This is a genomic window from Pseudomonas sp. 21615526, assembly GCF_013386245.1.
In the GTDB taxonomy this organism is placed as follows: Bacteria; Pseudomonadota; Gammaproteobacteria; order Pseudomonadales; family Pseudomonadaceae; genus Aquipseudomonas.
Map to the genome: position 1 here is coordinate 1 of NZ_JACAOM010000032.1, position 12,997 is coordinate 12,997.

Sequence of the window (12,997 nt, forward strand, 5' to 3'; positions counted from 1 at the left end):
GTGGGGAAGATCGGGGGGCGGTTGGAGTTGTATAACCGGGAGGTGGGTGGGTTGTGTGCGCGGTTGAGTTTTAGCGAGAGGGCTGCTTGAAAAGGCCGTCGTTATAAGCACGGCTTTCATCGCAAGGCTACGGTGCTGTGCTGAATAAATGCGGATGTTCTGCCTGAAATGCTTTGAAAGTCTTGTACTTCCAGCGGTCGCCGCCCGGGTCTTCATCCGATGAACTGACCTCGCCGAAATACCAATGCTCTGACTCGAACTGTTCTCCGTCCTCATCTTCGTGGATGAAGTGAAAACCCACCTCGTGTAGGCCTGGGGGGATGATCAACCCCCATTCGTTTGCAAGGCTTCTGCCCGTTATTCGGGTTTGACGAAAGTAGTCGTAGTCGAAGGGCAGAATAGCGCCGAGGTAGCGGCTTTTATCGATGTAGACGCAGACTTCGCTTGAGAACATGTCGGGCACCAGAATGGCTGCTACGATCCAGCATTCAGGTGTTTCATCGGGCCGGGCTTGAATCAGGTGCGCGGCCGCGTTGATCAATTGCTGAGCGCAGTGTGCCTGGATCGCCGGGGTTGTTTGCTTGCCTTCGACCAAGGTTTCTATGACGGGGATTTTGAAATTTTCAAATCCTCGCCTCACTGGGAAGTCTTCTAAAAACCAGCCTTCGAAACTATCTGCCCATCGGCTTATTGCGCGCAAGCGCCTGGGGATGTTGCGGAGTTTTTTGTCTGAAAGTGCAAGACGACGCATAGGGTATGAATACTCTTGGTTTGCTTCTGTTTGTGAGGCCCGGGCTTATTCTTGATCACCAGGACTTTCTATAATCGAGAGCGAGAAAGTAGTCACTTTCCGACGAAATAATTTTGTGGCTGAAGAGCGGCTGTATAGTTAATAGCCATTCTTCACGCAGCTGGAACATTCCGTTGTTAATGTCGTCTTCAACGGACAGTCTGAGCGAGTCGACAACGGTATAGTCCTCGCCCAAGTCTGCGGAGCGCTCTATTCCTAAACCAAGCTCTGTCGACTTATCGAACCATTCCAGTCTTAATTTCAGTCCCATATGCCCTCACAAAAATTTTTTGATATTTCGTTTTTTCTTAGGCTTTTTCAGCCGTTCACCAGTTATGTGGTTGAACGCCCCCAAGTGACTGCCATCGCTTGCTCTATACGCCTCTAGTTCGCCGTGCTGCGAGTCCCACTCGTAAATTATCCGTCCTTTGTCATCAATCCAGCGCTCTCTAAGCCCTGCCCCACCTTGCTTTGGGGTCTTGGGTTTTGCCTTGCTCAGGTTTAGGAAACCGGTGATTTCGTCTGTGCCGGGAGCGGAATGGTATTTGTGATCGCCCGCCCTAACGCTAACCACCACATACAGCGGCCGAACCCTCGACTTCACCGGAAACACCAGAATAAAATCCCGATACTCCGGCGGATAAATCGGGTTCACCAGAATCTGTTTGGCCGCCTCCGTCGGCGGATAAATCCACATCACCGGCGCTTGCGGTGCAGCCTCCAATGCCGGTATGCCAAGGGTGTCGCCAGGATCAATGGCCGGCGTCCAAATCAGCTCCACACCCTCGCCAAGATCCGCCACGAACTGACTATCACGACTCTGAAACTGCACCACATCGATCATCTGCCAGTCGGTATTTTTACCGGTGTAAAACCCATACCCCTTGAGCGTCCCGTCGTCGCGTTGCTCGATATGCAAGCGCATCCGCGAGCGGGCTTTTTGCAGGTTACGAAGCTGCTCTTCGCTATAGAGCGCACTGTCGCCAAGCTCCGATGGCCAAGCCAGCGCCACCAGCCCTGCAAGCAAGCTCCCCGCTGCGGCGCCGACCGCCGCAGCCGAGGACTCCAATGCCGCTGTGCGCAATACAAGCTGGCCAAGCCCTACGGGCAGGGCACTACCACTGATTTTCCTGAGGGACACGCCGCCGTGGCTGTCCATCTCCCGCCCGCCTAACAGCGTGAAGTGGCCGTAGTCCTTGATCAGCTCAAGCGGCACATAGCCGGTGGGATTGTTGTAGCTGATGATCCCGTCGGGCAACTGGCACGACTTGGCGAATACGTGGCCTGGAATCCTCGCGGGTTCAGGCGATGGCGGGGGAGGCGCTTCATACAAATCAATGAACGGTGAATTCGAAATCTGCTTAGGCTGCGGAGTCAGGATTCGCCGCTTCAGCTGCTCTTCTTCGGTAATTGGATACGCGCGCTCTGTCATGACGACTCACTTCCCTGTGCAAGGAAGCGAGCCTATGAGAGCGGAGAAGAACCTGAAATTCTCGCTGTTCGATGGGAGGTGTGGGAAATGTCATCAGATCAACAGCGACAATCGCGTCCCACGCTGCAGGCCGCAAAGTACGACGAGTAAGTAGATTCGTCCCCTGTGCTCCTTTACTGACGAACAGCTCACTGACTAGCGGTCGTTTCGTTTATTGCGATTTTCGTTTATTTCGTCTAGCGTTGATCTCACTCAGTTGAGTATTTGCCGGAGCGAAATCATGATTGCCAGCCATCTCCCCAAAACCGTCCTGCCGTTGGAAAAGGAAGTCGAAGCCGCCGTACAAGGCCAGCGAGCGTTGGCGTCTCTACTATCGACCAAGTTTGAGACCCAGCGTATCGACATTTTCGACAAGGAAGACAAGCCTCATACGCTGGTGCTACCTACCTCAGCGCTGCGCCTGCTGGTCGATATTTTGGGTGAGTTGGCCATTGGTAATGCCGTAAAGGTTGTGCCGGTCCACGCTGAACTGACTTCCCAGGAAGCTGCCGACATGCTCAATGTGTCGCGACCGCATTTGGTCAAGATGCTGGAAGAGGGCGCTATTCCATTCACCAAAACCGGACGGCATCGGCGGATACGGTTTTCTGATTTGATGGCGTTCAAGCAGCGGCGTGAGGATGAAAGTCAGGAGGCGATGGATGCGTTGGCGCAGCAGGCGCAGGAGTTGGGAATGGGGTATGAGGGATGAGGTGTTCGCCTTTTACTGCGGTATACGACGCCTGTGTTCTCTACCCTGCGCCACTCAGGGACTTGCTTATGTGGCTTGGCCTTTCGGGGCTTTTTCGAGCGCGATGGACTAATCAGATTCATGAAGAGTGGAAGCGAAATGTGCTCAAGAATCGACCTGACTTAACGGTAGCTCAAATGGATTGCACTTCGGCGCTGATGGACATGGCGATACCGGATGCTCTGGTGACGGGGTACGAGGATCTTTGTTCGAGCCTGGATTTGCCTGATCCTGATGATCGTCATGTGCTCGCGGCGGCGATCAGGAGTAAGGCCGAGGTTATCGTGACCTTCAACTTGAAGGATTTTCCAGCGCGGGTGTTGGACGCGTACGACATTGAAGCGATGCATCCGGATGACTTTGTTTCGGATCTTTGGGATTTGGATCAGGCAGCTGTGTTGGCTGCGGCGCAGAAGCAAAGGCGATCGCTGAAGAGGCCGCCGATGGATGCGGGGAATTACCTGGAGATGTTGATGCGGCAGGGGTTGGTGCAGACGACTAAGTTTCTTGGGCCTTATGAGGTGATGTTGTAGCGATTGTGTCAGATGGGCTGCATCTGCCGGTCAGATGTTTCTTGGCATATCTGGAGTAAATAGATCTGCCCCCTAAGTTTCTGACCCCTAAGTTTCTAATGTTGAGATTGATTTCACTCGTGACAGGCGAGGTAGAGCGACGCATTTTTTGGAAGAACCTGTGACGTGAGGTTTTCAATGACCTTGATCTGATTTGCTGTAAGCAGATAGTCGTAAACGCCGTCACTCTCTGTCTGCCAACCCATGATGGTGCGCAAATCTTCAGCTTTCACATTGAGGGAGATTTCAGCTGAAATGTTGTCGATACTTATAGGCACAACGTATATCAAGTGCTTCACGGCTTTACTCTTTTCAAGTCATCTGTGTCTTTAGTTTCTTCACCCTTTATCGGATCGAAATTCGCCGCTTCAGCTGTTCTTCTTCGCTAATTGGATACGCGCGCTCTGTCATGGCTGCTCACTTCCCTGTACAAGGAAGCGAGCCTATGAGAGCGGAGGCGAACCTGAAATTCCCGTTGTTCGATGGTGTGCGTGGGAAAACTCACTTTCTGAATGGGTGCTCACCTCCTAATCAGGTGTAGGAAGCTTCCAGTTCGCGTGCAGGCGTCGAAAAACCGATGTGTCGATATGCTAGGGTCATGCGCCATAACCGATAGGGATAAGGCGAGTGCCTGCCCTCAGTGGAAATTGGACAGGACGCCAGTTGATGATTTATGAAGATGTAGACCCGCAACTACTTGCCTTTTTGCATGACCCTATGGCGAACACGACTGCCCTCCCGCCAGCTGGCAAACGTCTCACCTGGCGCAGTCGAATGCTTTACAAAATACCCGCACTGCGTCGGCTGATTTGTCCCGAACAGGTTCAGGCAATACTCTGGGAGAAACTTAAGGCAAACCTGGAGCAGGCCCGACAATCGCTGCCGCAGTATCTCTTCGAAGACAACATACCGCTCAACCCTAATACGGTGCACCGGTTCACAGATCAACTGGGTAGCTATTTCAGGATTGAGGTGGCGTCTGCAGGTCATGGTGCGTCATCAGCGTCGGGAAGTGATACGTACGCTGATTTTAGTAAAGCCTACACATGGGCGGCGCTTGAATATACGTGCAACAGGATTGCCGAAAACCTGCAGCTGCGAGCCGTACATAACTTATCCATCCTGAAGAATGCTAACTTGTGGTTGTGTTATTACCTCAGTGAAATCTATTTTCTCATGGGGCATGGGCTTCTGACTGCCAGGTTGGTTGGGAGCACTCTTCACATTGTACCTACCGCGAAACTACAGCGACGGATCAAGGGGTATTGGTTGGCGGAGGTTACTGAGGCTAATTCTAAAATCAGTGATACACGCACATTGTATGACATGGCGGAACTGTTGCAGAAATATGGCCGTTTGAATCCGGATTTGCGTGGGCTTCTGGTGGATCAGACTCTCGATAAATGCCTGTCTATACATTCGGAGTACTTGTCCGCCGCCATGACACGGCATCCCAAGTATCATTACTTGCGAGAAATAGTCGATTTTGCCGTTCACCTGGAGCTGCGTGTGATGTCGGGCGAACGTACAACCGATGAAGCTTACCTGAGGACTATTGTCAGTCCTGCCACGGTGGATATGATCAACAGTGCCTTGGCCGGACGCGCACCAACGTTGGACTCCGCCAGCAGTTTCATAGAATACAAGGGCGGCGTTTATGTGCGGGGAGCGCTGAACTTTAAGTATGGGTTGAGAAAATTCGTCAGGTACTTGCTAGGTACCGCAACCATCAATGGGAAAGAGGCGGACTTTGGCCAACTGCTCGGAGCCGGCTTCGAAAAAGATTACGTTTTAAATTACATTAAAAAACTCAACGATCCACGTCTGGAAGTGTTTGGGGAATTCAAGCCGGGCAATAATGCGAAAATCAAGGGGTATGATATTGATTTGGTGGTTCGGGACCTAGAGGATGATATTTATTACTTTATTCAGGTTAAATATCAATTATCGGAAATTCCAACCTATCTTTCGGAGCAGTGCCAGCTATTTCTTAATGCTAATTTTCGTACCGGCTTTGTCAGGCAGTTGGCCGTGCTAAGGGACACTATTTCCGATGAAAGTATTCGCCAGAAACTGAGCCAGCATGGCCTGGCCGGTGCTCACGCAGGTAATAGTCACTTTGTATTGTTGCACAATATCCCCTTCCTGAACTTTTATGAACTGGATGGTATTTTCTTTTATGAGTGGAATCTGCTTCGGAATATTCTACGTGATGGGCGGGTGCAGGTTCGAAAAGATCAACACATTACCGAAGAGCGAGTGTTGAGCAAACCACGGATGCATCGGCCTCAGGAGATGGTAGACGCTTACTTCAACCAGTCGCAGAGCGGAAGGCAGATGACCGAGCACTATGATGTCTATTGCAGGGCTAATACGCGCTTTGTTTTCGATGAGCTGGACGTGATCTGCAAACTGTTATGACGTCCAGTGGTTTGCCCCTGAGCGGGCGTGATTGTTTAGGTCCGATCACGGGCAAGGCTGGCTTCTTCAATGGTTTTTTCAGGTAGTCCTGAGCAGCGCATTGGTTCAAAGCACATGCCGGGAAATCACCCTCGATATCTCAACAATCGACGTCTTCCCCGTGAACTCAAACTTCACTTTCCCCACCGCCGAAAAGTAAATCTCCAACTCCGAATCCAGGTCAAAGGTCCCCGAGGTTTCCACCGAATACGCGACGATATTTTTATACGGCAGGGACGTGAAATCCTTTTTGCTGCCGGTAATTCCCTGCACGTTCACCGCGATGATGCGCTTGGTGGTGAACACCACGCCGTCGCGCATGGCCTTGTAGGAATCGATGACCTGCTCATCATCCAGCAGCAATGACGAAACGCGCTCGGCGTATTCGTTGTTCTGCTTGAGCTTGAAGAAGCCTTTGTTGTTGAAGTCGATCATGTGCCTTTCCTTGGGTGAGTGGTGCAGCAGATGCCGGTACCGGTGTATGACGTTTTGCTCGCGGATCTGTATCTAACGGCGTTCCTTTTATCGACCTACCATGGCGCCAACAACCCGCCGGCCATCACAAGGTTTTACGTCGTCAAGGAGCCACACCATGCCCGAACACTCCAGCCTGCTTGCCTACGGCCTGATCTCGCTCGGCATGGTGCTGACGCCCGGCCCGAACATGATTTACCTCATTTCGCGGTCGATCTGCCAGGGGCGATTGGCCGGGCTGATTTCCCTGGGCGGCGTTGCGATGGGTTTTGTCGTCTATATGTTCTGCGCGGCATTGGGTATCACCGCGTTGGTGATGGCGGTTCCCTATGCCTACGACGCGCTGCGGCTCGGCGGGGCGCTGTATCTGGTTTACCTGGCCTGGCAGGCGGTGAAGCCGGGTGGCCGGTCGCCCTTCCAGGTGCGGGACTTGCCCAAGGACAGCCCGCGCAAGCTGTTCATGATGGGCTTTGTCACCAACCTGCTGAATCCCAAAGTGGCAGTGATGTATCTGTCGTTGCTGCCCCAGTTTATCGACCCCAACGGGCACGCCAGTGTGCTCTCGCAATCGCTGGTACTGGGCTTTACGCAGATCATGATCAGCGTGAGTGTCAACGGGCTGATCGCTCTGATGGCGGGCTCGATCGCGGGGTTCTTCATCCGCAAACCGGTCTGGCAAACCGTACAGCGCTGGTTGATGGGCTCGGTGCTGATGGGCCTGGCTGTACGCATGGCGGTCGAAGGCAGGCGTTAAAGGATCGCCTTCAGGTAATCCTTGAGTGCGTTGAGCGGGGCATTGAGTTCTTCGAGTGTCGTCGCTTGGCGCGCATCCACCGCAAGCCGTTGCAGCTCGCGGCCCATCACGGTGTGTGCACCGCCCAGGGATTCGAGGGCCAATGCCAGGCACTCGTCGATCTTATGCTGGATGGCATTGATATCGCCCTTGCGCACCAGCAAGCCAAACACCTCCCGCTCATAGCCGTCCATGACCAGGTCGTCCCGCAGAATCGGGCTCGCGTCTTCGGTCTCATGCACCAGCTTGAGCGCAAAAAGTGCTACAGCTTCCAGCGTCTGTTCCATGGCCAAGGTTCCTCTTTTCTCGCGTTCGCCCGCCCATCATCACTTTCCTGCAGGCGAAAAAAAAGACCTTGAATTTCAAGGTCTTTTTTTAAGATGGTGCCCGAGGGAGACTCGATCACCCCATATTCTATATACCCTGCAACCGGATTATAACGGTAGGGATACACGTGGGGATACAGGGAAAACGCTTCTGTGTCAGTAAACGCTTACCTACTACGAAATCTGCTCTATCAAAGCGTCCGAGATTTTTTGTGCAAGCGCTGTGGTAGACAACTTCAAAATCTCGTCATTCGCTTGCCGTACGTACCATTCATCTCCGTTACCTGATAGAGCCGTGATTTCTATGGCATAGGGCGAATTTTGATCAGAAATCCATTTAGGAAAGCCATCAGGGTTTTTGGTGGACCAGTAAAGAGAAGGGCCTCCCTCTCGCTTGAGGTGTTGAAACATTTTCGAACTGCGGTGGCCAATGTATGCAAGCTTCTCCAGCTTTTCTATTCCCGGGATTTCAATTTTTACGTTGAACGCCCAAGAGCGGGTTACCGAATGGCCTAGGCACACTTCTACGTATTCCAGAATGTCCAGTGGTTCGTTGAAGATGTGCGCATGACATGTCCCCTTTAGCTGGTCGACAGTTCGCCCTACCTTGTCCTCTATGATGGACGCTAGCAAGCGAACGCTGGTTTCCCAAATACGTAGCTGGCTTGCCTGGCGCTTCCGCAGTTTTTCTACAATAGGGTCGTAGCTCTGCTTCTTTTTGGCCGAGAGCTCCAAGCCCATAAGCGCGCCCTCAATTCTGTCGAAAATCAACTCACAAAAAGACCTGATATCGCCGCCGTCGTCAGACTCTGCCAAAGACTCGATGTAGCGCTCGCGCTCTTTTTTCTTGATGATTATCGGCGGATACCCTGAGCGTATTAACTCTAGGTTACCTACTGCTCGGGCTGTGCGGCCGTTACCATCTATGTATGGATGAATGTGAGCCAACCATGCGTGGAGTACCGCACATCGAATTGGTGCAGGTAGCGTGATGTTCTCTTTCGACCAACGCTGCCAATGCTCCATGTTGTCCATCACTTCAGACCACGTCTTCGGTGGAACGTGTTTGGCTCCGCTAATGGTGACTTTTTCTTTTCGAAAGATCCCTGCGCCGGCGCGATCTCCCAATAGTAGAGAATGGATTTCATGAATTTGGGGTATGTCGGTCGGATCGTCATGGTTGCGGGCCAGCTCGGTGATCCTTGTTAAAGCGCTGTCCAAAGCAATCGCATCTTTCGCATATGCGGGATCGTGACCGGTGATAGTGATCCCTTTCATTACGGCTAGCTCAGTCTCGCCTGCTGTGAGCGTACTACCCTCAATGGCATTAGATTCCGCTACCTGCTCAAAACGTTTCTCGCCGTAATACTCTTTGAGGGTTTCTGCGGTCATGATTCCGCTCTGTCGCAGAAGGTTCACGCGCTCCTCAATCGCTTTCACTCTTTGCTGTATTTGCTCACTTGCTAACCCCTCCAGCACATAGGGCGTGTTTTCAAGATTCAACACAGAGGTTCTCCTTTACCTTAAAAATGATGAGTTGGTGGTCGCCTTCAGCGGCCATCGAAGCTACTCGTTTCTCGTCAGCCCGTCCATATGGTATGACCCATACGAATGCTCGCCGGGGACCCTGGGCAGATAGCCTCAACACGGGGCATGAAACCCGCGGGATCGTGGTAGCGGCAGCCGCACCAGCTTACTGAAATTTCAACGTTGAAATTGAAAAGATCTTGAAGAGAAAAGGGCATCTTTACCGGATCTGTAACGGTCATGCGTTTCGTTCAGGATAGTGAACGATTGGCCCGGTCAATTCGGTCAACCAGTCAACTAACTTAGGAACCCAGCCACTAACGAGATCCCGCGGGTTCTTTGCCCCGTGCCTATTCGAAATGCCAAGGGTTCCTAGCAACCTTCCGACTCATAGGGCAAATGCACTGGTGAACAGCGGTTCACTCAGTTCAACTGTTCACTAAGCTGGGCACCTTTCCGCTAACACAATCCCACGGGTTTCACACCCCTGTATATATGCAAAATCTCCCAGTGGCCTCGAGGGTTTTGAAATGTGAGGGGCCTGACCATGACCTACGTCGCTGATGGTTTGTCCGCTCACGGGGCTAGGGGGTAAAAGTTGGTGTTACAGGTGTTACTCGTGTTACGTGATTATTTATATTATTGATTTATATGCGTTTTTATTGAGTTACACCTCTGTCTGCTCCGATCACAATGAGGTGTTACAGGCGCACGGGTGTTACATCTCTCGGAGGTGTATGACTTGATCGCTATCAGTCTGACGCGTTTTGGCTAGCGAATACCCCGGGCCAGGAGGGCAGACTCAGAGTTGTTTGAGACGCTTACCAAGCCAGTATTCGGAAAGGTCGACTCATGCGCGGTTTCCGGTAATGGCCGCTTGCCATTTATTTTGGACACTGCCTATGTTTTCACATCACTATAGGGCCGCTCAGGTAAATGGGGCGAAGGCGTAGCACTCTGCCGATCTGCTGTAAATGCGCTGAGGCGAGTACGTTGCAGGACAACTAGGAAGTGCTGGCTTTTATTGGAGATCGCATGAGTTTTTTTACGGATGAAGAATCAGAATCGTTAACGATCAAGAGAATGATCCTTCACGTGGTTGGCCCCAAGGACTTTCAGGCCATGCCTGAGCGATCTTTGGAGGAGGAAGCATTTTTCATCGGCAAAATAGAAGACATGGCGGCTACGCCTCTCTTCATGTTCAAGTCGGTTTCTACAACACGCCAAGAAATCGAGGCGATCGCTACCGGCGATGTCTCTTTTGAGCATGGGGCGCAGAGCTTGGCCGCTAGCTTTAATCGTAAGCATGTCGGTGGTAGTGCCGATGGCGTTCTGTGCATGTTTGAGCTTGAAGTAGCTGATCCAGAAGTGAAAATCTACAGCCTGATCAAGTATGACTACAAACTTGCTCTCGAGCAGAACGAATCATCGCCAGGGCAAGCCTTTCGAAGGATCGTTACAGCCCTGGTAGACGATAAGAAGGCCATACAGAAAACGGCGCTGGTGCGTGTCATCAGTGGTGTTGCAGACCACAGCATCTCAGCGACTGACCGCACCAAGCAAGGTGCGGATCTCGCTGACTACTTCGCTGACTTCCTCTCTGTGACTAGAGCTGTTTCCAATACAGAACTGAGTGAGATCGCTCGCAAACTGATCAAGGGGGCTCTCCAGGCATGCAAGTCTGATCTGCCTGATCAGGACGTAGCTCGGGCTGTTAAACGGGCACAAGCATCTCTAGGGGCTCGCAGAAAAATTGATGAAGAAGCCATTGTTGAGGCAGTAATGGCCGCTGCGGGGCATCCGGAAGATGAGAAGGTTACTAATAGACTTGAGCGTGAGACGCGGAAACGCGTGAAGGCGAGCAAAATCCATGAGGTCAGCTTCAAACCTGATCGGCGCATCTTTCGCCAGCCTTACATGCGCAAGATTATGACCGTCGAGGGTGTGACGATTTTGTTTCCGGACAAGATCGAGAACCCCAATGTACTTGTGGTTGACTTTGAGGGAGACAGAAAACAGATCATCATCGACACCGATAAGGTCATGGAGGACAGCGTTGTCACACCTAAGACTGGTCAACCTACTTAATGGTCTAGCTCGAACTAAAAAAGCCTTGATCTCGGAGGGACCGATGAGTCTTGTCGTCTCAAATTTACTCGTCGAATCAACGCTCGAAGTAGTACGCGCAGCAACTGAAGTATCCTGGGCATTCAGCATCGCTGACAGCCATGGAACGGAATACGATATCGAAGAGGTTGATGCTGACTTCGGGCCTTTTCGCGTCGTGCTCGAAAAGTCATTACCGTCCGAGCATAGTGTTTCAGATGATCTGTTCATCGCCACCGAAATCGGTTTCAAAAGCTTCCTTCGCAAAGGAAATAACGCTTCACGGTGGCATATCCTTGGGCTGACCTCCGCTTTCAGTACGCGGGCCAGGATGTACTGCGGATGGGCCGAATCCCTGGCATTGCCGGCATCGCCAGCAACGAAGGCGCCCCGCCTACTGGTGAAGGAGTCAGCGACTGTTCGCACTGTGCCAGAAGACGTTCGCCATTGGTTACTTGCAGAAGGTTATGCCCTCGAACCAAGTGACCCGTTCCACGTGGCCTGGGCTATGTACTCGCTTAATTACCTGAGTCGCTGTTTTGCAAACGAGATCGACTCCGCCGGCACCACACTCACCTTCAAGGGGCCGCCAAAGCTCAACCTCACGATCAGCCATGTCGCAGATGTCGATGAGGAACTGCATCTCGACGGATTTGAGGTTATTCAAGAGGCCGCTGGTTGGGTTTTCGATAACGCAAGAGAAGCTGAGGTAAAGCACATCCTTCTCTCAGCGGAAATCGCTCGATCAGGCAGAGCCGATGGCCTGACCGGAGATTACCTCAGGGAATACCTCAGAGGCGCACTTGATTGCGCCAAGATTGCCTATCAAATGGCGGTATCGGAGATCACCAAAGACACGCTTAAATCCTTAGGAGATCTACGCAAGGCCGTCACTGAAGAGACGTCAAAAGCTACAGATGCAACCCGCCAAGCGGTGGCCGCTATAGCGACAGCGTTGACTGTCGGCCTGGGCTTGATCGCAGCCCGGCTAACTGTGCATATCAATCCTTATCTGATTTCCCTCGTCATGGGCGTAGCGTTTGGCTATACCCTCATGAGCGTGATATCTGGCCGGAAATTCATCACTATTCAACAGAGAGTGCGACAGGAGTGGCAGCCAAAGCTTTACCGGTTTCTATCCGGCGAAGAATATAAAAAAATGGTAGCCGAGCCTATCAGCGAGGCCGAAAAGCTATTCCATCGAGTGAGCCGTTGGGGCCTAGCGATGCTGGGCGCGACTGCGGTTGGGATCTTCATCTTCGCATTCGCATACGACATCCCAGCCACTTCTCAAGCCGGTGCTCCAATTTCACCTCAGCATCAGGTTGAACCTAGGCGACCAGTGCCACAAGCTAAGCCTCCGATACCTCGTAATCTTGACAAGGGAATGAAGGCGGATTTTGAACTTGTACCGTTGATACTCGCAGCCTTAGCGTGATGAGGCGAGGTGTAACCACGCATAGCCGGGATCTTCAACGATCCTTGCTCATGATGTGGCTCTAACACGGTTTAAGCCCACGTTTTCCTGTTGGTTTTGACTCCGGTGCGTTGCGAGCAAAGGCAGTGATCGAATTTTCGAGTAGTGCGCTCTAGCTTCGATATTAAAAGTACATCTCTCATAGAACCTGAAAATGTCGTAGCCTTGTTCATGCATTCAGCGCATGGTGTTTTCAATGCCCAACTAAATCGCAAGAACGCATCATGCGTTTCAATGGAATGAGTCTGCC

At 52.0% G+C, this 12,997-nt stretch carries 13 protein-coding genes; 6 read left to right on the forward strand and 7 right to left on the reverse strand.

The window, feature by feature from the left end; all coding sequences use genetic code 11:
- Positions 1–127 precede the first annotated feature (127 nt).
- The 3 genes from HX786_RS11370 to HX786_RS11380 are packed head-to-tail and all read right to left on the reverse strand — an operon-like array spanning position 128 to position 2,222.
- On the reverse strand, positions 128–751 hold the full coding sequence (locus tag HX786_RS11370; protein ID WP_177020400.1) for a DUF3916 domain-containing protein: 624 nt from the start codon (positions 749–751) through the stop codon (positions 128–130).
- Between the two features lie 55 nt (positions 752–806).
- Positions 807–1,061 carry a colicin E3-like toxin immunity protein gene (locus HX786_RS11375; RefSeq protein WP_102368185.1) on the reverse strand — a complete coding sequence of 85 codons (255 nt, stop codon included), beginning with the start codon at positions 1,059–1,061 and terminating at the stop codon, positions 807–809.
- A gap of 6 nt (positions 1,062–1,067) precedes the next feature.
- Positions 1,068–2,222, reverse strand: coding sequence for a colicin E3/pyocin S6 family cytotoxin (locus HX786_RS11380; protein WP_178912066.1), 1,155 nt, complete (start codon positions 2,220–2,222; stop codon positions 1,068–1,070).
- Positions 2,223–2,502: 280 nt separating this feature from the next.
- On the opposite strand from HX786_RS11380, the gene HX786_RS11385 reads away from it, so the two are divergent.
- Together HX786_RS11385 and HX786_RS11390 are read left to right on the forward strand one after the other, a co-directional pair.
- Positions 2,503–2,973: a helix-turn-helix domain-containing protein gene (locus HX786_RS11385; protein WP_177021397.1), complete on the forward strand. Its 471-nt coding sequence runs from the start codon at positions 2,503–2,505 to the stop codon at positions 2,971–2,973.
- Positions 2,970–3,545 (forward strand): PIN domain-containing protein, encoded by a 576-nt coding sequence (locus HX786_RS11390; RefSeq protein WP_178903279.1) that lies wholly within the window; start codon positions 2,970–2,972, stop codon positions 3,543–3,545. Before HX786_RS11385 ends, HX786_RS11390 begins: the two co-directional genes overlap by 4 nt.
- Before the next feature lie 113 nt (positions 3,546–3,658).
- Here the strand turns inward: HX786_RS11390 and HX786_RS11395 are convergent, their stop codons facing one another.
- A complete protein-coding gene (locus HX786_RS11395) occupies positions 3,659–3,883 on the reverse strand; it encodes a hypothetical protein (protein ID WP_178912067.1) in 225 nt (74 codons plus the stop codon).
- A 367-nt stretch (positions 3,884–4,250) separates the two neighbouring features.
- Here HX786_RS11395 and HX786_RS11400 point away from each other — a divergent pair, with 367 nt between their 5' ends.
- Positions 4,251–6,005, forward strand: coding sequence for a hypothetical protein (locus HX786_RS11400; RefSeq protein WP_178912068.1), 1,755 nt, complete (start codon positions 4,251–4,253; stop codon positions 6,003–6,005).
- Between the two features lie 105 nt (positions 6,006–6,110).
- On the opposite strand, the gene HX786_RS11405 is transcribed toward HX786_RS11400, so the two are convergent.
- The gene (locus HX786_RS11405) at positions 6,111–6,479 is read right to left on the reverse strand and encodes a PH domain-containing protein (protein WP_003210321.1); all 369 of its coding nucleotides are present in this window, start codon (positions 6,477–6,479) and stop codon (positions 6,111–6,113) included.
- A 157-nt stretch (positions 6,480–6,636) separates the two neighbouring features.
- Here HX786_RS11405 and HX786_RS11410 point away from each other — a divergent pair, with 157 nt between their 5' ends.
- Positions 6,637–7,272 carry a LysE family translocator gene (locus tag HX786_RS11410; RefSeq protein WP_178912069.1) on the forward strand — a complete coding sequence of 212 codons (636 nt, stop codon included), beginning with the start codon at positions 6,637–6,639 and terminating at the stop codon, positions 7,270–7,272.
- Here the strand turns inward: HX786_RS11410 and HX786_RS11415 are convergent.
- The gene (locus tag HX786_RS11415; RefSeq protein WP_177046425.1) at positions 7,269–7,598 is read right to left on the reverse strand and encodes a hypothetical protein; all 330 of its coding nucleotides are present in this window, start codon (positions 7,596–7,598) and stop codon (positions 7,269–7,271) included. The two genes, HX786_RS11410 and HX786_RS11415, sit on opposite strands and share 4 nt — an antisense overlap.
- A gap of 213 nt (positions 7,599–7,811) precedes the next feature.
- On the reverse strand, positions 7,812–9,143 hold the full coding sequence (locus HX786_RS11420) for a Fic family protein (protein WP_178912070.1): 1,332 nt from the start codon (positions 9,141–9,143) through the stop codon (positions 7,812–7,814).
- A 1,056-nt stretch (positions 9,144–10,199) separates the two neighbouring features.
- On the opposite strand from HX786_RS11420, the gene HX786_RS11425 reads away from it, so the two are divergent.
- Positions 10,200–11,252 (forward strand): hypothetical protein, encoded by a 1,053-nt coding sequence (locus HX786_RS11425; RefSeq protein ID WP_178912071.1) that lies wholly within the window; start codon positions 10,200–10,202, stop codon positions 11,250–11,252.
- A gap of 43 nt (positions 11,253–11,295) precedes the next feature.
- Positions 11,296–12,708: a hypothetical protein gene (locus HX786_RS11430; RefSeq protein ID WP_178912072.1), complete on the forward strand. Its 1,413-nt coding sequence runs from the start codon at positions 11,296–11,298 to the stop codon at positions 12,706–12,708.
- Positions 12,709–12,997 lie beyond the last annotated feature (289 nt).

Coding starts and splice junctions, on each gene's coding strand:
- HX786_RS11370 (WP_177020400.1), bottom strand. CDS start 751: ATGCGTCGTCTTGCACTTTCAGACAAAAAACTCCGCAACATCCCCAGG.
- HX786_RS11375 (WP_102368185.1), bottom strand. CDS start 1,061: ATGGGACTGAAATTAAGACTGGAATGGTTCGATAAGTCGACAGAGCTT.
- HX786_RS11380 (WP_178912066.1), bottom strand. CDS start 2,222: ATGACAGAGCGCGCGTATCCAATTACCGAAGAAGAGCAGCTGAAGCGG.
- HX786_RS11385 (WP_177021397.1), top strand. CDS start 2,503: ATGATTGCCAGCCATCTCCCCAAAACCGTCCTGCCGTTGGAAAAGGAA.
- HX786_RS11390 (WP_178903279.1), top strand. CDS start 2,970: ATGAGGTGTTCGCCTTTTACTGCGGTATACGACGCCTGTGTTCTCTAC.
- HX786_RS11400 (WP_178912068.1), top strand. CDS start 4,251: ATGATTTATGAAGATGTAGACCCGCAACTACTTGCCTTTTTGCATGAC.
- HX786_RS11405 (WP_003210321.1), bottom strand. CDS start 6,479: ATGATCGACTTCAACAACAAAGGCTTCTTCAAGCTCAAGCAGAACAAC.
- HX786_RS11410 (WP_178912069.1), top strand. CDS start 6,637: ATGCCCGAACACTCCAGCCTGCTTGCCTACGGCCTGATCTCGCTCGGC.
- HX786_RS11415 (WP_177046425.1), bottom strand. CDS start 7,598: ATGGAACAGACGCTGGAAGCTGTAGCACTTTTTGCGCTCAAGCTGGTG.
- HX786_RS11425 (WP_178912071.1), top strand. CDS start 10,200: ATGAGTTTTTTTACGGATGAAGAATCAGAATCGTTAACGATCAAGAGA.
- HX786_RS11430 (WP_178912072.1), top strand. CDS start 11,296: ATGAGTCTTGTCGTCTCAAATTTACTCGTCGAATCAACGCTCGAAGTA.